General features: G+C 64.3%; 22 protein-coding genes. 4 read left to right on the top strand and 18 right to left on the bottom strand.

Features of this window, described 5'->3' with window-relative positions:
- Positions 1 to 202: 202 nt before the first annotated feature.
- Genes BM279_RS11890 through BM279_RS11880 form a run of 3 tightly spaced genes read right to left on the bottom strand, consistent with a single transcriptional unit; the run spans position 203 to position 2,683 of the window.
- Positions 203 to 1,867 (bottom strand): phosphoethanolamine transferase, encoded by a 1,665-nt coding sequence (locus tag BM279_RS11890; RefSeq protein WP_093503972.1) that lies wholly within the window; start codon positions 1,865 to 1,867, stop codon positions 203 to 205.
- Positions 1,868 to 1,877: 10 nt separating this feature from the next.
- Complete coding sequence (locus BM279_RS11885) at positions 1,878 to 2,417, bottom strand: cytochrome b/b6 domain-containing protein (protein ID WP_093503970.1); 540 nt, start codon at positions 2,415 to 2,417, stop codon at positions 1,878 to 1,880.
- The gene (locus BM279_RS11880) at positions 2,417 to 2,683 is read right to left on the bottom strand and encodes a PepSY domain-containing protein (RefSeq protein ID WP_093503968.1); all 267 of its coding nucleotides are present in this window, start codon (positions 2,681 to 2,683) and stop codon (positions 2,417 to 2,419) included. The genes BM279_RS11885 and BM279_RS11880 overlap by 1 nt, the downstream gene beginning before the upstream one ends.
- Positions 2,684 to 2,833: 150 nt before the next feature.
- Between BM279_RS11880 and BM279_RS11875 the strand changes: the two genes are divergently transcribed.
- Both BM279_RS11875 and BM279_RS11870 read left to right on the top strand, forming a co-directional pair.
- Entirely contained in the window at positions 2,834 to 3,499 is a 666-nt protein-coding gene (locus tag BM279_RS11875; protein WP_093504281.1) for a response regulator, read from the top strand.
- Positions 3,496 to 4,857 (top strand): sensor histidine kinase, encoded by a 1,362-nt coding sequence (locus BM279_RS11870; protein WP_093503966.1) that lies wholly within the window; start codon positions 3,496 to 3,498, stop codon positions 4,855 to 4,857. Before BM279_RS11875 ends, BM279_RS11870 begins: the two co-directional genes overlap by 4 nt.
- Before the next feature lie 24 nt (positions 4,858 to 4,881).
- Here BM279_RS11870 and BM279_RS11865 read toward each other — a convergent pair whose 3' ends face one another.
- The 11 genes from BM279_RS11865 to BM279_RS11815 form a co-directional block, all read right to left on the bottom strand.
- Positions 4,882 to 6,831: a DUF7844 domain-containing protein gene (locus BM279_RS11865; RefSeq protein WP_425272680.1), complete on the bottom strand. Its 1,950-nt coding sequence runs from the start codon at positions 6,829 to 6,831 to the stop codon at positions 4,882 to 4,884.
- Complete coding sequence (locus BM279_RS11860; protein ID WP_093503961.1) at positions 6,828 to 7,148, bottom strand: DUF2388 domain-containing protein; 321 nt, start codon at positions 7,146 to 7,148, stop codon at positions 6,828 to 6,830. Before BM279_RS11860 ends, BM279_RS11865 begins: the two co-directional genes overlap by 4 nt.
- Positions 7,149 to 7,223: 75 nt before the next feature.
- Positions 7,224 to 7,541 carry a DUF2388 domain-containing protein gene (locus tag BM279_RS11855; protein WP_093503959.1) on the bottom strand — a complete coding sequence of 106 codons (318 nt, stop codon included), beginning with the start codon at positions 7,539 to 7,541 and terminating at the stop codon, positions 7,224 to 7,226.
- Positions 7,542 to 7,723: 182 nt separating this feature from the next.
- Positions 7,724 to 7,936, bottom strand: coding sequence for a DUF1127 domain-containing protein (locus BM279_RS11850; protein WP_093503958.1), 213 nt, complete (start codon positions 7,934 to 7,936; stop codon positions 7,724 to 7,726).
- A 388-nt stretch (positions 7,937 to 8,324) separates the two neighbouring features.
- On the bottom strand, positions 8,325 to 9,761 hold the full coding sequence (locus BM279_RS11845) for an NAD(P)(+) transhydrogenase (Re/Si-specific) subunit beta (RefSeq protein WP_093503957.1): 1,437 nt from the start codon (positions 9,759 to 9,761) through the stop codon (positions 8,325 to 8,327).
- 3 nt (positions 9,762 to 9,764) lie between these two features.
- Positions 9,765 to 10,076, bottom strand: a complete 312-nt coding sequence (locus BM279_RS11840) for an NAD(P) transhydrogenase subunit alpha part 2 (RefSeq protein ID WP_093503955.1) — start codon at positions 10,074 to 10,076, stop codon at positions 9,765 to 9,767.
- 52 nt (positions 10,077 to 10,128) lie between these two features.
- Positions 10,129 to 11,247 carry a Re/Si-specific NAD(P)(+) transhydrogenase subunit alpha gene (locus tag BM279_RS11835; protein WP_093503954.1) on the bottom strand — a complete coding sequence of 373 codons (1,119 nt, stop codon included), beginning with the start codon at positions 11,245 to 11,247 and terminating at the stop codon, positions 10,129 to 10,131.
- A 540-nt stretch (positions 11,248 to 11,787) separates the two neighbouring features.
- The gene (locus tag BM279_RS11830) at positions 11,788 to 12,159 is read right to left on the bottom strand and encodes a hypothetical protein (protein WP_093503952.1); all 372 of its coding nucleotides are present in this window, start codon (positions 12,157 to 12,159) and stop codon (positions 11,788 to 11,790) included.
- Between the two features lie 24 nt (positions 12,160 to 12,183).
- A complete protein-coding gene (locus BM279_RS11825) occupies positions 12,184 to 12,993 on the bottom strand; it encodes a putative RNA methyltransferase (RefSeq protein ID WP_093503950.1) in 810 nt (269 codons plus the stop codon).
- Positions 12,993 to 14,135: a succinyl-diaminopimelate desuccinylase gene (gene dapE, locus BM279_RS11820; protein WP_093503948.1), complete on the bottom strand. Its 1,143-nt coding sequence runs from the start codon at positions 14,133 to 14,135 to the stop codon at positions 12,993 to 12,995. The genes BM279_RS11825 and dapE overlap by 1 nt, the downstream gene beginning before the upstream one ends.
- A 160-nt stretch (positions 14,136 to 14,295) precedes the next feature.
- On the bottom strand, positions 14,296 to 16,905 hold the full coding sequence (locus BM279_RS11815) for a glycosyltransferase (protein WP_093503946.1): 2,610 nt from the start codon (positions 16,903 to 16,905) through the stop codon (positions 14,296 to 14,298).
- Between the two features lie 217 nt (positions 16,906 to 17,122).
- Here BM279_RS11815 and tcdA point away from each other — a divergent pair, with 217 nt between their 5' ends.
- Positions 17,123 to 17,935, top strand: a complete 813-nt coding sequence (tcdA, locus tag BM279_RS11810; protein WP_093503943.1) for a tRNA cyclic N6-threonylcarbamoyladenosine(37) synthase TcdA — start codon at positions 17,123 to 17,125, stop codon at positions 17,933 to 17,935.
- Here the strand turns inward: tcdA and BM279_RS11805 are convergent.
- The 4 genes from BM279_RS11805 to BM279_RS11790 all read right to left on the bottom strand — a co-directional run bounded on the left by BM279_RS11805 (position 17,932) and on the right by BM279_RS11790 (position 21,051).
- Positions 17,932 to 18,336 (bottom strand): SufE family protein, encoded by a 405-nt coding sequence (locus BM279_RS11805; protein ID WP_093503941.1) that lies wholly within the window; start codon positions 18,334 to 18,336, stop codon positions 17,932 to 17,934. The two genes, tcdA and BM279_RS11805, sit on opposite strands and share 4 nt — an antisense overlap.
- Positions 18,333 to 19,538: an aminotransferase class V-fold PLP-dependent enzyme gene (locus tag BM279_RS11800; protein ID WP_093503939.1), complete on the bottom strand. Its 1,206-nt coding sequence runs from the start codon at positions 19,536 to 19,538 to the stop codon at positions 18,333 to 18,335. The genes BM279_RS11805 and BM279_RS11800 overlap by 4 nt, the downstream gene beginning before the upstream one ends.
- 91 nt (positions 19,539 to 19,629) lie before the next feature.
- The gene (dapD, locus tag BM279_RS11795; protein ID WP_093503938.1) at positions 19,630 to 20,664 is read right to left on the bottom strand and encodes a 2,3,4,5-tetrahydropyridine-2,6-dicarboxylate N-succinyltransferase; all 1,035 of its coding nucleotides are present in this window, start codon (positions 20,662 to 20,664) and stop codon (positions 19,630 to 19,632) included.
- Between the two features lie 39 nt (positions 20,665 to 20,703).
- Entirely contained in the window at positions 20,704 to 21,051 is a 348-nt protein-coding gene (locus BM279_RS11790) for an ArsC family reductase (RefSeq protein ID WP_093503937.1), read from the bottom strand.
- Between the two features lie 173 nt (positions 21,052 to 21,224).
- On the opposite strand from BM279_RS11790, the gene BM279_RS11785 reads away from it, so the two are divergent.
- Entirely contained in the window at positions 21,225 to 22,865 is a 1,641-nt protein-coding gene (locus BM279_RS11785) for a Na+/H+ antiporter (RefSeq protein ID WP_093503935.1), read from the top strand.
- Positions 22,866 to 22,916 lie beyond the last annotated feature (51 nt).

The raw sequence follows: 22,916 nt of genomic DNA, 5'->3' as shown, positions 1-22,916 counted from the left end.
GCGTCGGCACTGCTGCGTTAAAAACAGGCTCGGCAAGCCGTTCGCGGCTAAGGCGCTTTAGCGCGGCCCGCAGAGCGAGCGAAGCGAGTACTGCTCATTTACAGCTCGTGAAGTCGAGCGCGACTCCGACCGGTCCTTGCCTGTTTTTGCGAGGCCGCTTAGGCCTTGCATTGCTCTAGCTCGCGAGACGCTGAACAGGCTCTTAGCATCGGGCCTCGGTTTCGCGCAGCAGCAGGCTCAGCAACTGCGGCGGCTGGTGCACCAGACCGTTGGGCGTTTCGCAGACGCGCTGCACGAAGTTGTCGGTGAACAGCAATTTGCCGTGCACGAAGTACTCGTTGGGGCGCAAGTTGGGGTTGTGGATGCGCGTGCCGAGGCGCGCGGCCAGCCATTTTCCGGCTTCGTAATGGCTGATCCAGCGTTCGGCCGACAGGCTCGCCATGGTCTCGGCCTTGGCCTCGCGGCCGATGACGATAACCGGCACGTCGCTGACTTGCGGCACCAGGTCGTTATGGCCCCAGTGACCGCCCTCACCGAGGCGCTGGCCATGGTCACCAGTGATGATCAGGTAGCGCTCGCCCTCCAGGCGGTCGAAGTCGGCGATCACCTCGGCCAACAGGCCGTCCAGGTAATGCACCGAGTTGTCGTAGGCGTTGCTCTGGCCATCGGGCCCCTGGTCAGCCCAGGGCGCCGGGGTCTTTTCATGGCGGTAATTCTGCGCGTAGGGCAGGTGCGCGGTGCGCAGGTTGAGCACCACGAAGTTACGCTCGGCCCAGCGCTGCGCGTCGAGCACGTCGAGCAGGGCGCGATCCTGTTGTTTGAGGAAGCGCACCGGGTGGTCTTCGCGAGTGATCGATACGTCCAGGTAACGGCTGCCCAGGTTGGCCAGCAGCTTGGATTCCTGGGAGGAAATCCAGTGGGTGCGAAAGCCCGCCTGTTTGGCGAAGCGGAACAGGTTGATGTCGCCGGTGCGCAGCAGTGCGTCCTTGCCGGGCTCGCGAATCGGGTTGATCAGGTAGGGCAGACTGACGTCGGTGGCCACGCCGGCAGCGATGCCTGGGCGCACGAAGGCGCTGGGATGCTCACGCAGGTAGGCGGCCAGTTTAGGCGTGGTGTCGCGGCCATAGCCAAACACGCCAAGACGGTCACTGCGCAACGAGTCGGCGACCACCAGCCAGACGTGTTTGGCTTCGCTGATGTTGGGGCTCAGTGTATAGGGCGCGAAGGGCGCAGGCGGCAGCTCGACTTCCGGCTTGAACGCCAGGTGCACGGCCCAGGCGGAGAATACGTTGAGGTTGTTGTGCAGCGCGCTGCGGCTGGGGCTGGCAGCGAACGAGTCGAGGTTGCGGTAGGTGGCGCGATAGGGTTTGGAGAGCAGCACCACGGCGATCAGCAGCAACGCCCAGCGGCTCTGTGGCAGGTTCACACGGCCGGGCAAGCGCCAGTGCAGAGCCAGCAGCAGGCCATAAGGAATGCCCACGCAGAGCAACACCGGCCAGTGCGCGGCCAGGCTGTGCGCAGCGGTCTCGTGCACCTCGCCAGGTTCATTGACCAACGACTGGATATCGATGGCGGTCAGCGGTTCGCCAAAGAAGCTGATGTTGGCCAGCTGCATCAGTTGCATTACCGCGAACAGCGTCAGGATGATCATGCTCAGCGGGCGCAGGTTGCACAGCCACAATCCCAGGCTGAACAGCCACAGCACGACCACGTAGCCCGCTTCCAGCTCGGCGTGGTTGTTCGGGGTGAACAGCTGCTGCAGAAAATCATCGGCAAGCAGCAGGGCGCAGCTCAGGGTGGCCAGGGCAAGCAGCGACAGCCAGGCGCGCGGGGCGCTGGCACGGCGAGGCGCAAGCAGGGTCAGCATGGGTCGAGTCTCAGCGATGTTCGGACGGAGCGCGGCGTTTACCGGTGATCATCGACAGCGGCAGATTCTCGCGCAGGTGCAGGCTTTCGATTACTGCCGCGGCCACATGAATGGCCACCAGCGTCGCCAGGCTGTTGGCGGCCCAGGCGTGCAGGGTGAGCGGCCAGTCGGCGCCCCACAGGGCATCGACCTCCTTCATCAGAAAGCCGCTGATGCCGAGGGTGGCGATGGCCGTCATCATCAGCAGCATCACCAGGGCGCCGATCGGCGAGTGGCCGAGGCGGCGGTGGGGTTCGCCCTTGAGCACCAGGCTCAGGTGTTCGCGCAGCCGCGCGCGGGTCGGCCAGAAGTCCGTCCAGCGTGCACTGCGCGGGCCGACGAAGCCCCAGATCAGACGTACGGCGAGCCAGGCGCAGGCGTAGTAGCCGAGCCAGGTGTGCCAGTCGTCACCTTCCTCGGTAAAGAAATAGTTGGCGACGAAGACCCCGGCCACCGATATATGGAACAGACGGATCAGGGGATCCCAGAGTCGAATCGTCGCCGCGTTCATCAGTCTTCGATCTCGGTCTTGATAGCCTTGCCGCTAACCGGATCGTGGTAGATCTCGACCTTGCGCTTGTCCTTGTCGAAACCGTAGATCTCGTAGCAGTTACCCTCGGTGATCTTGAACTTGCTGATCTGGTAGCCCTGCTCTTTCAGTTTCTCCTGAAACTGTTCCGGGTTCTGCCAGGTCGAGCGATCGGCGGTGGTACATTCTGTACTGGCCATGGCCAGCGGGCTGCCCAGCAGCAGGGCGAAGAGTGCGACGTAACGCATGGTGAATCTCCTTCTTGGGGTAGTCAGGAGCACCTTGCGGCGCGAAGCTTAGGAAAGTCTTAATGGGCAAAGCTCGGTAACATCTCCCCCTGCCCAATACGCCGCGCGAAGCGCATCATGGCGCCGTTTATGGCTGACGAGGTACGTGCCGTGCGAGTCCTGCTGGTTGAAGATGATCGTGCCTTGGCGCGCGGGATCCGCGTGGCCCTGCGTGGCGAAGGCTATACGCTGGACTGGCTGGAGGATGGTCTCGAAGCTGCCCACGCGCTGCGCAGCGAGCAGTTCGATCTGGTGCTGCTCGATCTCGGCCTGCCGCGGCTCGATGGCATGACCCTGTTGCGCCAGCTGCGCACGCGTAGCGAGAACGCCGTGCCGGTGCTGGTGCTCACTGCCCGCGACGCCATGGATGACCGCATTCAGGGTCTGGACGCCGGCGCCGACGATTACCTGGTCAAGCCCTTCGACCCCGAAGAGCTCAAGGCACGCATCCGCGCCCTGCTGCGGCGCAGCCAGGGCCGCGTGCAGCCGGTGCTGGAATTCGCTGGCGTGACCCTGGATCCGTCCACTCAAGAGGTGCGCTACCTGGGCCACAGTGTGGCGATGACGCCCATGGAATATCAGTTGCTGCACCAGTTGCTGATTCGTCCCGGTGTGGTGGTCACCCGCGAGCGCCTGGCCAATACACTCTACGGCTGGCAGGAAAGCGGCCCGGGTAACACCCTGGAAGTGCTTATCCATAATCTGCGCCGTAAGCTGTGCAGCGAGCTGATCCGCACGGTACGCGGAGTCGGTTACCTGTTGGAGCAGAAACCATGATTTCCATCCGCACGCGGATTCTGGCGCCAACCATCGCCCTGGTGCTGGCCGGCAGCCTGGCTCTGGTGCTGCTCGCCCTGCGCGACAGCCACCGGCAGACCGAGGCGGTCTATGATGCCCAATTGGTACAGGCCGCGCGCGTGCTGCAGGGCATGCTGCAGCAGCCGGACGGCCGTCCGGTGGATTGGCAGTTCGTCCGTCAGGCGCTGGATGGCGCCCTGAATCGTTCGACCGAGGGCGTGTTCTCTCATCCCTATGAAATCAACCTGGCGTTTCAGGTGTGGGACCGCGACGGCAACTTGCTGGTGCGTTCCGAGCAGGCGCCGCACCTGACGAAACTGCCGCCGCCGGGCATTCACGAATTCTTCTTCAACGATCAGGAATGGTGCGGCGTGCTGCTCGATGACAGCGCCGCTGGCCTGCGTATCTGGGTTGGCGAGCGTGAGGATCTGCGCCAGGACCTGATCCATCAGATTCTTCAGCACACTCTGATGCCGACGCTGATCTGCTTACCGCTGCTGGCTGCCTTCATCTGGCTGTTGCTCGGTTGGGGCCTGCGCCCGCTGCAGCGTTTGGCCCAGCAGTTGCGCGAGCGCCCTGAGCATAGCCTCGAGCCGCTGCCGACAGGACCTCTGCCGCCGGAGCTGGAGCCGATGCGCCTGGCTCTGGATGATGTATTGAGCCAGCTGCGTGCGCTGCTTGAACGCGAACGCCGCTTCATCGCCGATGCCGCCCATGAGCTGCGCACACCGCTGGCGATTCTCGAGATTCACGTGCGTAACGCGGCGCTGGCCGAAAGCGTGCAGGAGCGCGAGGAGGCATTGGCATTCCTCAAGCACGGCGTGCAGCGCGCCACTCGTATTGCCAGCCAGCTGCTGACCATGGCGCGCCTGGAAGCGCCGTCGCAGAATCTACAACCGCTGGACCTGACCGCCGTGGTGCGCGAGGAACTGGCCGACCTGGCGCCGCTGGCGATCAACCGGCGGATCGACCTGGCCCTGGAGGCCGAGGAAAAAGCTGTGATTCAGGGCGACCGCGGATTGATCGTCATCCTGCTGCAGAACCTGGTCAGCAACGCGCTGACCTTCTCGTCACCGGGCAGCGAAGTCAGCGTGCGCGTGAGCCGCGAAGGCGAAGACGTGCACCTGCAGGTCGTCGACCAAGGGCCGGGCGTCGAGGAAGCTCGCCTGCCACGCCTTGGCGAGCGCTTCCATAGCGCCGGCAATCCCCAGGGTGCGGGGCTGGGGCTAGCCATCGTCGGCATGATCGCCCGTCACCTGGGCGGCTCCATCGGCTTCAGCAATGCCAGCCCGCAAGGCTTCAGCGCGGTGGTCAGGTTTCCCGATACGGCGCTTTGATCAGGACTACCCGGGCTGCGCCATTCAGAGCTGCAGCCCGCCGCTTTCCTTGTGCAGTTTGCGCAGATGGTCGCCGAGCTGTTTCAGGTTGGCCTCGTTGGCTTCCAGCTCGGCCAGGCGCTGGGGTTCGAGCAGGCTGCGCACCTCGCCGTCGAGGTCGGCGCTGAGCAGGCTCAGCTGCTGCTGGCGCGTGCGGGTTTCGCTTTCCAGGCGTTGCCATTCTTCCTGCTGCGGCAGGCCGTAACCGCCTTCGAGCAATTCGGCCGGGCGGCTCAGAAAGCCGGTGTTGGCGAGGATCTGCTCCAGCGCGTCACCGGCCTTGTTCAGGCTGGGGTCCTTGGCGGCGCGGCCGGTCAGGTAACGCTGCTTGAGTTCGTCCTGGGAGAGCAGCAACTGGCGACGCATCGCTGCCTGTTCGAGCAGCAGCATGGCGGCGCTGGCGCGCAGGTCGGCCTGCTCGAACCATTGGCGGCGCTGCTCGGATGGCTGTTCGAGCCAGTCCTCTACGCGCTGTTGGCGAATCGGCAGGCGCTGTTGCAGCACCTTGAACATGGCCTGATAGCGGTCGCGGAACGAGTCGAAACGATACCCCAGGCGCAGTGCTTCGCGGGAATCGTTCAGCACGCTGCCGTCGGCCAGGTCGCGGGCCTCGAGTACTTCCAGCAGGCCGATGGGGGTGATGCTGTCCAGCGTCTGCAGGCGCGGGTCGGCGGTGCCGCTGCGCAGCAGCTTGAGAGTTTCCACCGCGCAGTTGTTGGAAACGAAGAAGTAGTCGCCGTCGTAGCTCCAGTGCTGCTCGACGGCACGGGCGACCAGCTGCTCCAGGCGCTCGCGCGACAGCTTCAGGGGGACCGAGGCGAGGCTGCGTAGCTCGACCTTGGTGTATTCCTCGATCACCTGGGCCAGGGGCAGCACGAACAGCCGCGACGGGTAGGCTCCAGTCAGGCCGTCCCAGCTCGACAGCTGCACGTCGTTGACGAACGCGCGGTAGGACAGCACCAGGTGCTGGTCCAGGTCCAGCCGGCAATCCGGCCCACGGGGGCGGCCCGGCGCGCAGATCACCAGCCGCAGCATGCTGTGGCCCCAGCGGCTGGCCATGTTCTGGTTGGCCTCGGCGAGCAGGTAATCCACTTCGTAAACGCGCTCGGGGTCGAGGTTGGCCAGCGCCTGCTTGTCGAAATCGCGCCCGGCGTTCAGGTAGGCGTAACCATTGCCGCAGGGCGTTTGCCTGGCTGGCGCCCAGCCGAAGTGCTCGCTGAAAAAGCGCGCCAGGGACGGGCGGCGGCAGGCGTATTCGGGGTCGAGGAGAAAGTACTCTATGTTCACCGCGACGAACTCGCGCGGGTTGCTCAGCTCGTAGTTGTCCGGGCTGCGGGCGACCTGGCCGTTATGAATGTCACGCTCACCGCGTTTGCCGACGCGTTGCGGCCAGCCGGCCAGGTCGAGCAGGCGCGGATCGTCGCTGAGGGTGAAGCGCCGTTCAGTTTGGCCGCGGCACTCGGGGCGCAGGCCGACTGGGCCCAGGTCGGCGTTCTGGCGCTGGCAGCGGCGCAGTAGGGTGCGCTGCTCGGCGCTCCAGTAGGTGCCGCGATCATAAAGGTGAGTGATTTCATGCAGCACAGTAGCCAGCAGTTCCTGGCGCACGGTGCCGTGCGGGCGCCCGTTTGGCGTGCTTGCGGCGCTGCCGTCGGTGAGACTCGGCAGCAGCTTGGCATTGAGCTCGACGCCGCTGAGGCGCCCGGCTCGGCCGTAATTGTCCGCTGGCATATCGACCCAGTGCACGGCTACGTCACGATCCAGCGCTTCGCGCAGGTGCGGCGGCAGGGCGGCGTGAGCTTCGTCGAGTAATGTCTGGCTGGCGTGGCGTTGCTCGGGCGTGAGGCCGGAGCCTTCGAGGGCGAATTGCAGCTGGGCGTGGCTGGCCGTGCTGACCAGCAGGGTCAGCAGCAGGAGCCAGCCACGGGCGGTCATCACAGCGCGAGAATGGCTTCTGCGAGCACCTGGTCGGAGGCGTTCTGGGCCTCGGGGACTTGACTGCGCAGCGCGCCGAAGGCGGCTTCGAGCTGGGCACCACGGATGTCACCCTGGCTGGCGACGAAGCTGGCCGCGTCGTCACGGGCTTCGATCACCACTTTCATGTCGCGGATCGAGGTAGTGGTGTCCGAGGTGAAGTTGATGGTGCGATCCAGCGCGCGGACGATGATGTTGCTGGTGGCCACCAGGGTCTGGGCCTGTACGGCGCCAGCGAACAGGGCCAGCGAGGCGGTGGCGGCTAACAACGGACGCTTCATGAACGGTCTCCGAATGGGGTTTGATTGGCTGCTTGGACGAGGAACGCCTGCCGCAGTTCCGGCAATGACGAATGGTTAGTGAGCGAGGATAGCCTGCGCCAGTTGCGCATCGTCGGCCTGCAGGCTCGGCATGCGCTCGCGGATGTGCTGCAGAGCGTTTTCCAGGTGAGCGCCACGCACGGCGCCGGCGCTGGCGACGAAGCTGGCAGCGTCGTCCCTGGCGGCCAGCACGACCTTGTTGTCGACCACCGAAGAGGTCGCGTTGGAGGTGGTGTCGATGGTGGCGGCAAGTGCGTCGACCAGGGTGTCAGTGGTGACCACGAAGCTGCTGGCACTGGCGCCGGTAGCGAGGCCGAACAGACTGACGAAGGCGAGGGTGCGGACGGTGGGCATGGGCTTGGTCTCTACGGCTCACGGAAAGCCGCATTCTAACCGCTCTGCAGCGCGCCGTTGAGAAAGACCTGCACAGTTTGTGTAGCGCTGGTGGCAGTCCGATGACTGTGCCCCTGAAACGACAAAACCCCACAGGCGCTGCATGCCGGTGGGGTTTTGCGGGAGAAGCTCAGCGCGTGCGATTAACGCCAGAACGGCTTGCTCAGCTCGGCGTAACGCTCGCTTTCGCTGATACCGGCGTCGGCCAGCAGGCGAGTGTCGAGGCGTGCCAGCTGGCGGCGGCTGACGATCCGGCGCTGCCACAGGAGCAGGGTGGCCAGGATGTTCAGCGGCAGGCTGGTGGCAGATTTGGACGAGTTGTCGACAAGCAGATCGGAACTGAGGGTACGTTCCATGGCGTGCATCCTTCCGCTTTTGGCGGGATTGGTTAAGTTCTGGTGCCTATTTTCGTCCTCGCGCGGAGTTAGCAGTAGCCACAGCTGAAGTAAATTAGCTAAGTACTAGATAGGTTGCTTTGTAACTGTTCTCATTATTTAAATTGTAACTGTACCGGTGTTTGTGAATTTGCCGTGACTTGAGCTGTTTGTCAGTTTTTTACCCTGAAAATAGTCTTATTTTTAGAGGATTCGTTGCGGTACAGTTACGATTGTTCGCTGTAGTTGCTTAGCTATTTATTTTTCCGAGCAGGGTTTTTCGCTATCCATCAGCACTGCTGTGCTTTTTCTCTTGACCTCGAATTGCACCTGAAAGGGGCGCGTCCGCTCTACTGCGCCCCTTTGCAGGTCATTCTACGGCCTTGAGCATATCCTCGATGACCTTCTTGGCGTCGCCAAATACCATCATGGTCTTGTCCAAATAGAACAGTTCGTTGTCCAGGCCGGCATAGCCGCTGGCCATCGAGCGCTTGTTGACGATGATGGTCTTGGCCTTGAAGGCTTCCAGGATCGGCATGCCGGCAATCGGTGACTTTGGATCGTTCTTAGCCGCCGGGTTGACCACATCGTTGGCACCGAGCACCAGCACCACATCGGCCTGACCGAATTCGGCGTTGATGTCTTCCATCTCGAACACCTGGTCGTAAGGTACTTCGGCCTCGGCCAGCAGCACGTTCATGTGGCCGGGCATGCGGCCCGCCACTGGGTGGATCGCGTACTTCACGGTCACGCCCTTGTGCGCCAGCTTCTCGGTCAATTCCTTCAGTGCATGCTGAGCGCGGGCCACGGCCAGGCCGTAGCCGGGCACGATGATCACGCTGTCGGCATTGCCGAGCAGGAACGCGGCATCGTCGGCGGAGCCGGATTTGACCGGGCGTTGCTCGCCGCCGCCTGCCGCCGGGCCGGCATCGGCCGCGCCGCCGAAACCGCCGAGAATGACGTTGAAGAACGAGCGGTTCATCGCCTTGCACATGATGTACGAGAGAATCGCGCCGCTGGAGCCGACCAGGGAGCCGGCGATGATCAGCATCGAATTGTTCAGCGAGAAACCGATACCGGCCGCCGCCCAGCCCGAGTAGCTGTTGAGCATCGACACCACCACGGGCATGTCCGCGCCGCCGATGGGGATGATGATCAGCACACCGATCACGAAGGCCAGGGCTACCAATACGGCGAAGGCCGTGAGATTGCCGGTGAAGGTGAAGTACAGCCCGAGGCCGGCGATGGCCAGGCCGATCAGCAGGTTGATCAGGTGCTGGCCGGCGAACTGTACCGGCGCCCCCTGGAACAGGCGGAACTTGTACTTGCCGGACAGCTTGCCGAAGGCGATCACCGAGCCGGAGAAGGTGATGGCGCCGATGGCCGCACCGAGGAACAGCTCCAGGCGATTGCCGTTGGGAATCGGATCGCTGATCGCGGCAACGATACCCAGGGATTGCGGCTCGACGACGGCCGCGATGGCGATGAACACCGCCGCCAGGCCGATCATGCTGTGCATGAAGGCGACCAGCTCGGGCATCTTGGTCATTTCGACGCGCTTGGCCATGATCGAACCGGCGGTGCCGCCGACCAGCAGGCCGACGATCACGTAGCCGATGCCCTGAACGGCCAGCTCGCTGCCGAGCTTATGGATGAGGCCAAGGGTGGTGAGCACGGCGATGGTCATGCCGATCATGCCGAAGGCGTTGCCGCGCCGCGAGGTGGTCGGGTGCGACAGGCCCTTGAGCGCCTGGATGAAGCACACCGAGGCGACGAGGTAGAGCAGGGTGATCAGGTTCATGCTCATCGCTTACTTCTCCACCGCCGCTTTGGCGGCCTTCTTCTTGAACATTTCCAGCATGCGTCGGGTAACCAGGAAGCCACCGAACACGTTGACCGCCGCCAGTGCCACGGCCAGGGTGCCCATGGTCTTGCCCAGCGGGGTGACGGTGAGCGCGGCAGCGAGCGTGGCGCCGACGATGACGATCGCCGAAATGGCATTGGTGACCGCCATCAGCGGCGTATGCAGTGCAGGGGTGACGTTCCAGACCACGTGGTAGCCGACGTAGATGGCCAGCACGAAGATGATCAGGTTGTAGATTCCGTCGGAAATCAGATCCATCGCTGTGATCCTTTCTTGTAGTCGTTGGCCTCTCCATAAGGAGAGGAAGGCATCATTTGTTGAGGCGCTTGATCTCGCCGCCCGTGCACATCAGGCAGGCCGCGACGATGTCGTCTTCCAGGTCGAGGTGGAAGACGCCGTCCTTGGTCACCAGCTTGAGGAAATCGAGCAGGTTGCGCGCGTACAGGGCCGAAGCGTCGGCGGCGACCAGAGCGGGCAGGTTGCCGTGGCCGACCAGGGTCACGCCGTGCTTGACCACCACCTTGTCCAGTTCGGTCAGCGGGCAGTTGCCGCCCTGGATGGCGGCCAGGTCGATGACCACGGAGCCGGGCTTCATCTCGGCGACCGTGGCTTCGTGCAGCAGTGTTGGCGCCTTGCGGCCGGGAATCAGTGCGGTGGTGATGACGATGTCGGCCTGCTTGGTGCGTTCGTGCACTGCCCTGGCCTGGCGCTCCATCCACGAGGTCGGCATCGGCCGGGCGTAACCGCCGACGCCCTCGGCGCACTCGCGCTCCTCGTCGGTTTCGAACGGCACGTCAACGAACTTGGCGCCGAGGGACTCGATCTGCTCCTTCACGGCTGGGCGCACGTCGGAAGCCTCGATCACCGCGCCCAGGCGTTTGGCCGTGGCGATGGCCTGCAGGCCCGCAACGCCTGCACCGAGGATCAGCACGCGAGCGGCTTTCGCCGTGCCCGCGGCGGTCATCAGCATGGGCATGAAGCGCGGGTAATGGTTGGCCGCTAGCATTACCGCCTTGTAGCCGGCGATGTTGGCCTGGGAGCTGAGTACGTCCAGGCTCTGAGCGCGAGACGTACGCGGGGCCGCTTCCAGGGCGAAGGCGGTGACGCCGGCAGCGTTGAGCCGGGCGATGGTCTCGTTGCTGAACGGGTTGAGCATGCCGACCAACACGGCGCCGCTTTTCATCAAGGCCAACTCGGCGTCGCTGGGGGCGACCACCTTGAGAATCAGCTCGGCGCCGAATGCCGCGGCGGCATCACCGATGCTGGCACCGGCGGCGGTATAGGCCGCATCGGTAATGCTGGCGGCAATGCCGGCACCGCTCTGAACGGTGACCTGATGGCCTAGGCCGATCAGTTTCTTGATGGTTTCCGGCGTCGCGGCCACCCGCGTTTCGCCTGCCTGGGATTCGAGGGGAACACCAATGTGCACGCTTGCATCTCCTGCGATCGTTGCAGATTCACCCAGAGGGCGGCAGAGGTACGGTGTCGACTAAAGTCGTACCGCGGCATTCTGCAAACAGAGCAAGGCGGTAAGCAATATTCATGGAGTAATTATTTTTCATGACTACAAGTTATCGGAGATATTGTTATTTTTCATGCTGAACTATCTCGATAAAAACTGGGCTTTTAGCGGTTAAAATCGGTTTATGTGCAGTTATCGTGAATAAATGTCTGTAAAGATGATCGCTAAACGTTTGTTTGGGTGCGGCGCGATGTCGCACCGTTCAAAATCATTTACAGGTAGGAAAAACGACGTTTTTGAGATTTATGTAGTCGTTTTGTGGGGCCGCTACCCTTGTTCAGCAGATGTCCTCAAGCGCGTCCCTGATTGATCAGGAAGGTCCATGTCGTGGGTCATTGGCGAGAAAGTACGGGACTTAAAGGAGGGGAGAGAGTCGCTGGGAGAGTGCAAGCGCCCGGTGCCGGCCAGGCGGCACCGCGGCGATGAGTGCTGAGCTGGAGTCGCTGATCAGCCGGTACGCCAGGTGATTTCCTGCACGCCATCGGCGCTGATGCGCAGCCATTGGTCGGCCTGCTCGTCGCTCTCGTTCTCGTCCCAGCTGCCGGGAGCACAACGTACTTCCACGTCCAGAGCCGCATATGCCGCCTGGGCGCAGGCGAGGTCGTCTTCCCATGGAGTGGCATCGCTTTCCAGGTACAGGCTGTGCCATTTGCCTACGGCCTTGGGCAGCCAGGTCACCGGAATGTCGCCGGCGCGGCATTGGAACGTCTGGCCCTTCTGCTGCCAGTCCGAGCAGGGGCCCAGTGCCTGGGTCAGCCAGGCGGCCACGGCCTGGTGGTCGGCGTCCTTCAGGTAGATTTCGATATCCGGTTGGCGCATGTGGGTTCTCATCTGGTCGGGGCGTTAGGACGCGTCTCGCTCGATCCAATCGTAGCGGATGGCGACGGTCACTTCGAAGCGTTCGGCGATCACCGCTGCGCGGCGCTCGGCACTGGCGCGCCAGCCGTGGGGCGTCATCGCCAGCAGGTCGGCGCGAGCTTGCTCGGTCTCGAGCGGCAGGCGAAAACTCAGGGTTTCGCTGTGTGCCAGGTGCATGCCCTGCGGGATCAGTTCGAGGTGCTTGCTGTCATCGTAGTCGCGCACTTCGTCGTAGAGCTTCTGGCGCAGTTCCATCAGGTGCTTGCGAGTCGGGCCCATGCGCAGCAGGCCACCGCCGGGCGCGAGCAGGCGCTTGGCCTCCTGCCAGTCCAGCGGGCTGAACACGCTGGCCAACAGCCCGCAGCTGGCATCGGCCAAGGGCACGCGGGCCATGCTGGCGATCAACCAGTTCAACTGCGGGGCGCGCTTGCAGGCACGCTTGACCGCTTCGCGGGAAATATCCAGCGCATAGCCGTCGGCATCCGGCAGAGCTTCGGCGATCTGCGCGGTGTAGTAGCCCTCGCCGCAACCGATATCCAGCCAGCGCTGTGGCTGATAGCCAGCGGCCAGGGCTGCCAGGCGCTCGGCCAGCGGCGCATAGTGGCCGGCGCTCAGGAAGCGGCGACGGGCCTCGACCATGGCGGCATTGTCGCCCGGGTCGCGGCTGTTCTTGTGCTGCACCGGCAGCAGGTTCAGGTAGCCCTGGCGTGCGCGGTCGAAACGGTGGTTGGCCGGGCAGGCCACGCCATTGTCGACGGCGGTCAGTGGCGCCTGGCAGATCGGGCAGGCGAGCATCAGGCGAGCAGCTTGACCAGGGTCTGGTAGTAGATCTCGGTGAGTACATCGAGATCGCTGGCCAGCACGCGTTCGTTGACCTGGTGGATGGTCGCGTTGACCGGGCCGAGCTCGACCACCTGGGTGCCCAGGGTGGCGATGAAGCGGCCGTCTGAGGTGCCACCGCTGGTGCTCGGCGTGGTTTCACGGCCGGTCACGCTGCGAATGCTGGTGCTGACCGCATCGAGCAGCGCGCCCGGCTCGGTGAGGAACGGCAGGCCCGACAGCGCCCAGTCGATGTGGTAGTCCAGGCCATGCTTGTCAAAGATGGCATTGACCCGCTGCTGCAGGCCTTCAACGGTGGACTCGGTGGAGAAGCGGAAGTTGAACACTGCCTTCAGCTCGCCGGGAATCACGTTGGTGGCGCCGGTACCCGAATTGAGGTTGGAGACCTGGAAGCTGGTCGGCGGGAAGAAGGCGTTGCCGTCGTCCCAATGCTCGGCCGCCAGTTCGGCCAACGCCGGCGCGGCCAGGTGGATCGGATTCTTCGCCAGGTGCGGGTAGGCCACGTGGCCCTGGATGCCACGCACGGTCAGGGTGGCGCCGAGGGAGCCGCGGCGACCGTTCTTCACCACATCACCGACCAGGGTGGTGCTCGACGGCTCGCCGACAATGCACCAGTCCAGCCGCTCGTTGCGCGCGGCCAGGCGTTCGACCACTGCCTTGGTGCCGTGGTGCGCCGGGCCTTCCTCGTCACTGGTGATCAGAAAGGCGATGCGGCCCTTGTGATTCGGGTATTCGGCAACAAAGCGCTCGACGGCGATGATCATCGACGCCAGGCTGCCTTTCATGTCCGCTGCACCGCGGCCGCAGAGCATGCCCTGCTCGTCGATCAGGGCGTCGAACGGGCCGTGCTGCCAGGCCTGAACCGGGCCGGTGGGCACCACGTCGGTATGGCCCGCGAAGCACAGCACCGGGCCCTCGTCATTGCCGTGGCTGGCCCAGAAGTTGTCCACATCCTCGATACGCATCGGCTCGACGGCGAAACCCAGGGCGGCCAGTCGGCGCATCATCAGCTCCTGGCAGCCCTCGTCCAGCGGGGTGACCGAGGGGCGGCGGATCAGGTCGCAGGCGAGTTCGAGGGTGGGGGACAGGGCCGTCATGGGAGCTCCGGTAAAACTGTGCAGGGCGGGAAGGGCGCATAGCTTAAAGCAAAACGCCCGGGGCTCGTAGGCGTAAGGACGGCCGGGGCCTTGATGAAAACTTCAAACCATAAAAAAACGGCGGCCATTGGCCGCCGTTTTCAGATCAGGCTAACGCCGATCAGACTTTCTGCGCTTCGTTCTCAGCGTCGTCCTGCACCACTGGGATTTCCAGCGGTTTGGGTTGCGAGGAGAGCAACGCCATGATCAGGGCGGCCAGATACGGGAGCGACTGCACCAGCAGCATGATCACCCAGAACTTCACGTCATAACTTGGCAGGCCCTGGACGATGCCGATACCCAGGGCGGCGCCCCACAGCAGCAGCATGACGAACACTTCTTCGCGAGCCTCGGCCAGGGCGACCATCAGGCCGTGGCTGGAGCGCATCTTCGGGGTGCGGAAGAACGGGATGGTCTTGGTGAACATGCCGTACAGCACCGCCTTGGCGATGGTGTGCGACAGCGCCAGGCCAGCCACCGCCGCGCAGAAGGCATCCTTGAGGTTAACGCCCACCGCCCGCTGGTAGAGGAAGATGATCTTGCCGACTTTGAACAGGAACAGCGCAAGCGGCGGAATCGCGAAGATCAGCAGCGGTGGGTCGACCCGTTGCGGCACGATGATCATCGCCGCCGACCACAGCAGCGCACCGGCGGTGAAGAAGATGTTCAGGCCATCGGCGACCCACGGCAGCCAGCCGGCGATGAAGTGATAACGCTGGCCGCGCTTGAGCTCGCTGTCCTTGCCAGCCAGCAGCTGACGGGCGTGGCCCTTCATGATCTGGATGGCGCCGTAGGCCCAGCGGAAGCGCTGCTTCTTGTAGTCGATGAAGGTATCGGGCATCAGGCCCTTGCCGAAGCTGTCGTGGGCGTAGGCGGCCGAATAGCCTTTCTCGAACACGCGCAGGCCCAGTTCGGCATCCTCGCAGATGGTCCAGTCGGCCCACTTCAGCTCGTCCATCACGGTACGGCGGATCATGGTCATGGTGCCGTGCTGGATGATCGCGTTGCGGTCGTTGCGGGTCACCATGCCGATGTGGAAGAAGCCCTTGTACTCGGCGTAGCAGAGCTTCTTGAAGGTGCTTTCCTCACCGTCGCGATAGTCCTGCGGCGACTGCACCACGGCAATTGCCGGGTCGGCGAAGTGCGGCACCATATGCTTGAGCCAGTTGCGGTCGACGCAGTAGTCGGAGTCGATCACCGCCACCACTTCGACGTCTGGCGCGGTGTGCGGCAGGATGTAGTTCAGTGCACCGCCCTTGAAGCCATGCAGCGGTGCGACGTGGAAGAAGCGGAAGCGCGGGCCGAGTTCCTCGCAATAGTCGCGCACCGGCTCCCACACCGCCGGGTCCTTGGTGTTGTTATCGATGATCAGGACTTCGAAGTCCGGGTAATCGAGGTTGGCCAGGGCGTCGAGGGTCTGTTTGACCATCTCCGGCGGCTCGTTGTAGCACGGCACGTGGATCGACACCTTGGGCCGGTAATGGCTGTCGCCGACCACCGGGGTGAACGGCCGGCGGCGCTGCGTCCACACCGTCTCGGCCAGCTCGTGGGCTTCGGTGAGCAGCACGATGAACACGCCGATGGCGCCGACGCCGAGCAGCACACCAACCAGAGTGCTGAACCAGGTGCTGTATTGCTGGCTGTAGTCGTAGCCGATCCACACCAGCGCCGAGCCGCCAGCGAACGCCACGAAGGTCAGGAAGGTGCGGCCGCGCTGGCGCAGGGCACTGCCGTCGATCAGCATCAGCGCCAGCGACAGCAGCGCCATGACCACCGAGGCGACGGCCAGCATGCGCCATTTCGGAATGGCGACTACCGGGCCTTCGAAGTTGAATTTCGGCTGACGGTCGAGGTTGTAGACGCCCCAGTAGGCACCCACCGAACCTTCGTCGCCGGCTTTCCACGGCTGGTCGAAGGCCTCGATCACGAAGTAGTTGTAGCCCTGGGCGTTGAGTGTGGTGACCAGGGTACGCAGGTAGATGGCCTGATCCGCCTGGGTCGCCTCGGCGCCGCCGCGCACCCGGCCGTTGCTCGGCCAGCCTACTTCGGAGAGCAGCAGCGGTTTTTTCGGGAACAGTTTCTTCAGGTCGCGGGCGCGGTCCAGGGTGAACTGGGTGGAATCCTTCATGGGAATGAATTCCCAGTAGGGCAGCACGTGGGCGGCGATCAGGTCGGCGTGGTCGGCCAGCTCCGGGTATTCCTCCCAGATGTGCCACTGCTCGGACGTGGTAACCGGCACCTTGACCGCCGAACGCACGCGGTCCATGTAGGCGGTCAGCTGCTTGACGGTGACTTCACGGCGGAATAGCGCCTCGTTACCGACCACCACGCGAACCACGCTGCGCGAGTGGTTGGCGATGTCGATGGCCTTGGTGATTTCGCGCTCGTTGCGCTCCTCGTCCGGGCTGATCCACACGCCCAGGGTCACGCGCAGGCCGAACTCCTCGGCCAGCGCAGGAATCTTGTCGAGGTCGCCATCTACCGAGTAGGTGCGGATGCTGTCGGTCTGCTTGGACAGCAGCTCCAGATCCTCACGCATCTCCTGATCGCTCGGGTAGACGCCGGTTTGCGGGCTCTGTCCCTGGCGGAACGGCGAGAAGGAATAGCCGGAGATCTGTTCCGGCCAATCGGGGGCGGTGACGGGGCGGTTGTAGAGCGCCCAGATACCGGTGAACAAGGCGGCAATCGCCAGGAAAACAACGAGATTGAGACCGAACTTGCGCGAAAGCATGCTGTGTAGGGTTCCGAAGGGTGGAACGGGGAGAAGACCGGCGAGCGCCGGCTGGCGCGCATGCTACTCCGTCGATGATTGACTGTATAGCACAGCTCCGGGGACCTGCCCGGCTATCTGCGCCGGCTTGTATCGCCGCACTGCAATCACCGGCCCGATGGTGCTTGGGAAGCGCTGCCGGCCTTCTTATAATGCCCGCCCGGAAAGAGGAGCCCCCATGTCGTTCGATGAACAGCGTTTCGCCGGTATTGCCCGGTTGTATGGCCGCGAAGGCGCCGAGCGACTGGCCGCGGCCCACGTGGCTGTGGTCGGCATTGGCGGTGTCGGCTCCTGGGCGGCCGAGGCGCTGGTGCGTTCCGGGGTGGGCGAAATCTCTCTGTTCGACCTGGACGATGTCTGCGTCAGCAATACCAACCGCCAGGCCCACGCCCTGCAAGGGCAGGTAGGGCGCGCCAAGGTCGAGGTGATGGGCGAGCGCTTGCGGGCCATCAGCCCGGCTCTGGTGGTCCACGAGGTGGCCGATTTCGTGACCCGCGAGACCATGGCCGAGTACATCACGGTCGAGCTGGATGCGGTGGTCGACTGTATCGACAGCGTGGCCGCCAAGGCGGCGCTGATCGCCTGGTGCAAGCGCCGCAAGATCGCCCTGGTGACCACCGGCGGCGCCGGCGGGCAGATCGACCCGGCCCAGGTGCAGGTGGCGGATCTGAACAAGACCTTCAACGACCCCCTGGCCGCCAAGGTGCGCTCGACCCTGCGCCGCGACTACGGCTTCTCGCGCACGCCGGGGCGCACCTACAGCGTGCCCTGCGTGTTCTCCACCGAGCAGCTGCGCTACCCGGGCGCGGACGGCGGTGTGTGCCAGAGCAAGGCATTCGTCGGTGAGGGCGTGAAGCTCGACTGCGCCGGCGGTTTCGGCGCGGTGATGATGGTCACCGCCACCTTCGGCATGGTCGCTGCGGCGCGCATCGTGGACAAAATCGTGGCTGGGGCCAGGCGCCCAAGCGAGCGCGTCGCGCCGCCCGCTTAACCCGCTTCGATCAGCCGGCGCATCTGCTGCACCACGGCGTTCATGCCGCTGGCTCGTGACGGCGACAGCTGGCGGGACAAACCGAGCTGGGCGAACCAGTCGGCGATATCCAGGGCGGCCAGCTCGCCTGCGTCAAGGCCGTTGACCCGGGCCAGCAGCACGGCCAGCAGGCCGCGTATCAGCCGGGCATCGCTGCTGGCGCGAAAGTGCCAGAGGCCGTCCTGTATTTCACCGCTCAGCCACACCTGGCTTTCACAGCCGTGTACGCGATCCGCTTCATTCCGCTCGGCGAGCGGCTCCAGGCGTTCGCCCCATTGCATCAGCAGGCGCGCGCGCTGTTCCCAGCCGGGGCAGGCGATAAAGGCGTCGAGCGCTTCCTGCGCGGCGGTCGGCAGGGTCATCGCAACAACTCCAGGGCTTTGTCCACGGCGGCGAAGAAGCGCTGCAGGTCGGCCTCGTCGTTGTACAGGCCGAGGGATACGCGAATCGCGCCGTTCACGCCCAGGCGCTGCAGCAGCGGCATGGCACAGTGATGACCGACCCGCACGGCGATGCCCTGCTCGGTGAGCAGGTGGGCGAGGTCGCCGCTGTGGATACCGTCGACGGTGAAGCAGGCCAGTGCAGTTTTCGGCTCGCCAAGCAGGCGCACACCTTCATGGCGTTGCAGGCCTTCCAGCAACACCCGGTGCAGCGCTGCTTCGTGGCGGCTGACCGCGTCGGCGTCGAGGTGCTCGAGGTAGTCCAGTGCTGCGCCGAGGGCGATCACCCCGGATACCGCCGGCGTACCGGCTTCCAGGCCGAGCGGGGCGGGGCGGAAGGTCGCGGCGTGATAATCCGCCTGCTGGACCATCTCACCGCCGAACTGCCAGTGGTTCAGGCGCTGCAGCGCGTCGCGCCGGCCGTAGAGCAGGCCGACGCCATCGGGCCCATACAGCTTGTGGCTTGAGCAGACGTAGAAGTCGCAGCCCAGCGCCTGCACGTCCTGGCGGCCATGCACCACCGCCTGGGCGCCGTCCACCACGGTCAGGGCGCCGTGCTTCTGCGCCTGGCGAATCAGCGGCTGCACGTCCTGCCAGCGCCCCAGCACGTTGGAGAGCTGGCTGAGGGCGAGCAGCCGGGTACGCGGGCCGATCAGCGCGGTGGCCTGCTGCGGGTCGATATCGCCAGCGGGAGTGAGCGGCAGGATCACCAGTTTCAGGGATTTGCGCGCGGCCAGTTGCTGCCAGGGCAGCAGGTTGGCGTGGTGTTCGGCGGCGCTGACGACGATCTCGTCGCCGGCCATGAACACCGACTCCAGCCCATAGGCGAGCAGGTTGAGCGATTCGGTGGCGCCGCGGGTGAAGACGATCTCGTCGCGGCTAGCCGCATTCAGCCAGCTGGCCGCCTTGTCACGGGTCGCCTCGAAGGCGCGGGTGGCGCGTTCGCCTGGCAGGTGCTGGGCACGGTGCACGTTGGCAGCGCCGCCAGCGTAGTAGGCCAGCAGGGCATCGAGTACGGCCTGCGGCTTTTGCGCGGTCGCGGCGCTGTCGAGGTAGGTCTGGCCGTCGGCGTCGAAGGCCCCGAGGCCGGGGAAGTCGGCGCGCCAGGGGGAAATCAGGGTCATCCGGATCTCGTCACGCTGGATGTGAAAACGGGCTGTGCCAACGAAGACGTCAGTCTATCGCGCGCACAGCCCGTTCGGGCGAAGCCTGGGCTCAGTTGTGAGCGTGCAGGGCTTCGTTCAGCTCAATGGCCGACTTGTTGGTCTTGCACTCGACCGCGCCGCTCTGCGAGTTACGACGGAACAGCAGGTCGGCCTGGCCAGCCAGATCACGACCCTTGACCACCTTGACCAGGTTGTTCTGGTCGTCGAGCAGGGCAATCTTGGTGCCGGCGGTGACGTACAGACCAGCCTCGACGATGTTGCGGTCGCCCAGCGGGATGCCGATACCGGCGTTGGCGCCGATCAGGCAGCCTTCACCCACGGAGATGACGATGTTGCCGCCACCGGACAGGGTGCCCATGGTCGAGCAGCCGCCGCCCAGATCCGAACCCTTGCCGACGAACACACCGGCGGACACGCGACCTTCGATCATGCCCGGGCCGGCGGTACCGGCGTTGAAGTTGACGAAGCCTTCGTGCATCACGGTGGTGCCTTCGCCGATGTAGGCGCCCAGACGAACCCGTGCGCTGTCAGCGATACGTACGCCGCTCGGCACCACGTAGTCGGTCATTTTCGGGAACTTGTCCACCGAGAAGACTTCCAGCAGGTCGCCCTTGAGGCGCGCTTCCAACTGACGCTCCGGCAGCTCGGCCAGGTCGACCGCACCCTGACTGGTCCAGGCGACGTTGGGCAGCAGCGGGAAGATGCCGGTCAAGTTCAGGCTGTGTGGCTTGACCAGGCGGTGAGACAGCAGGTGCAGCTTGAGGTAGGCCTCGGGCGTGCTGGTCAGTGCGGCGTCTTCGGCCAGCAGGGTGGCGACCAGCGGCTTGGCGCTTTCGGCCAGGCGGGTGAGCAGCGCGGCTTGTACCGAGTCGACGTGCTTCAGGGCGCTGGCCAGTTCACCGGCTTGCTGATTGGTGATGGCGATGGCCTGGTTGCCGCCGGTATAACCGAGTTTCTCGGTGACCTTGGCGACCAGTTCGGCGCTCGGGTTGAGCAGCGGCTGGGCATAGAACACTTCCAGCCAGGTGCTTTGACGGTTTTGCGTGCCGACCCCGAAGGCCAGGCTGAACAGAGTATTGGACATGAGCTTTTCCTTGCAGCGAATTCGATTGAGGTCGCGATATCAGGCCAGTTCGGCGGCGTAACGCTCGGGTTTGAAACCGATCAGGGTGCGGGTGCCAAGGTCCAGCACCGGGCGCTTGATCATCGATGGTTGGGCCAGCATCAGGTCGATGGCCTTGGCCTGGTCGAGATCGCTTTTCTGCGCGTCGTCGAGCTTGCGGAAGGTGGTGCCGGCACGATTGAGGATGGTTTCCCAGCCGTGTTCGTCGCACCATTTCTGCAGGTTGCCGCGGTCGATGCCGGCGGTCTTGTAATCGTGGAACTGGTAAGTGGCACCGCGCTCGTCGAGCCAGGTGCGGGCCTTCTTCATGGTGTCGCAGGCCTTGATGCCATAAAGCACGTAACTCATTGGTCTACCTCTGGAGGACTCCACTCGTCGAGTCCCCGTTGCTGCTTGTGAATACCGAGGCCGCCGATTATGCCACGTCGATTCGGCTTGCGGCGCATCCGCCTGCACGCTGCTGGCGTTAGAATGCACCGGCCCTCGCCAGGCGGCCGTCATCGCAAAGGATCTCTCCCCTCATGCAGCTTCTCTACACCATTCTGATCATGTTGCTGGTGGTCAGTGGCACCCGTATCAGCGCGCAATTCATTCCCTTGCCGCTGCCGATCCTGCAGATCGTTATCGGCGCCTTGCTGGCGGTGCCAGCGCTGGGCCTGCACGTACGCCTGGACCCTGAGTTGTTCCTGCTGCTGTTCATCCCGCCGCTGCTGTTCGTCGATGGTTGGCGCATGCCCAAGGGGCAGTTTCGCAAACTGCGCGCGCCGATCCTGTTCCTGGCGTTCGTGCTGGTGTTCGTGACTATTCTGGGCGCCGGATATTTCATTCACTGGTTGCTGCCCCAGGTTCCCCTGGCCGCCTGTTTCGCTCTGGCAGCGGTGCTATCGCCGACCGATGCGGTGGCGGTATCGGCGATTACCCACGGGCGCCTGCCCAATACGCTGAACAATCTGCTGCAAGGCGAAGCCTTGATGAACGATGCCTCCGGTCTGGTGGCATTCAAGTTCGCCGTGGCGGCCACCCTCACCGGGGTGTTCTCGTTCACCGATGCCAGCCTGCAGTTCGTGCTGGTAGCCGCCGGCGGCCTGCTGATCGGCATGGCGCTGAGTTACCTGCTCGGTCGCCTGCGCGCCTGGATGATCGCCCGAGGCTGGGAGGAGCCGGCGCCCCATGTGCTGCTCATGCTGTTGTTGCCTTTTGCGGCCTATGTGGCGGCCGAGCACCTGGGGCTGTCTGGAATTCTCTCGGCGGTGGCGGCCGGCATGATGCAGAGCCGCCTCGACCTGTTGCCACGGCAGACCACCACGCGGCTGCTCAACCGTGGCGTATGGGCGATGCTCGAGTTCACCTTCAACGGCCTGATATTCCTGCTGCTGGGCCTGCAGTTGCCGGACATCATCAAGGCGGTGATCGGTGATCATGCCGACGCCTGGCACCTGCTGTGGCCGGCGCTGGGCTATGTGCTGGCGATCTACGGAGTGTTGATGGTGCTGCGTTTCGTCTGGGTGTACTGCTACTGGCGCACCTCCGGCATGCTGCGGCGCTGGCGGGGCAAGTCGACGCGCTTCGCCGGGCAATCGCGCATCGCGCTGACTGCGGTGCTGACCATCGGCGGTGTGCGCGGTGCGGTGACCCTGGCCGGTGTGATGTCGCTGCCGTTGCTGCTCAACAATGGCGAGGCCTTTCCCGAGCGTAACCTGCTGATCCTCATCGCTGCCGGGGTGATTCTGGTGTCGTTGCTGGTCGCCAGTGTGCTGCTGCCCCAACTGCTGCCGCGGCTGCCCCAGGACAACGTGGCGCGGCACGAGGCCGAGCTCAATCAGCACCGCGCCCAGGTGCTAGAGGCGGCGATCCGCTGTCTGGAGGCTGATGAGGAAAAAGCCGCCGATACCGACAGCGCCATCGCTACGGCCGAGATCCGCGCCAAGCTGATGAGCGAATATCGCGACCTGCTCGAACGCGCACGCACCCGGCGTGCCGAGGAGTCGCGCGAGCACCAGCGCCAGTGTGACCAGCTCGAATACCGCATGCGCCTCAATGCCCTGCGCACCCAGCGGCTGGAGCTGTACCGGATGCGCAAGGATCATCAACTGGACGACGACATGCTGGCCGAGATCCTCCGCGATCTGGATAACGCGGAGGCGCGGCTGCTCAAGGGTTAGGAGAAGTGCTTAGAAACTGTTCATGATCTTGCAGCCCAGGTTCTTCGATTT

It is taken from the genome of Phytopseudomonas straminea (genome assembly GCF_900112645.1).
GTDB lineage: Bacteria > Pseudomonadota > Gammaproteobacteria > Pseudomonadales > Pseudomonadaceae > Aquipseudomonas > Aquipseudomonas straminea.
Note: the sequence above shows the minus strand (reverse complement) of the source record. Positions and strands in the feature narration are given on the sequence as shown.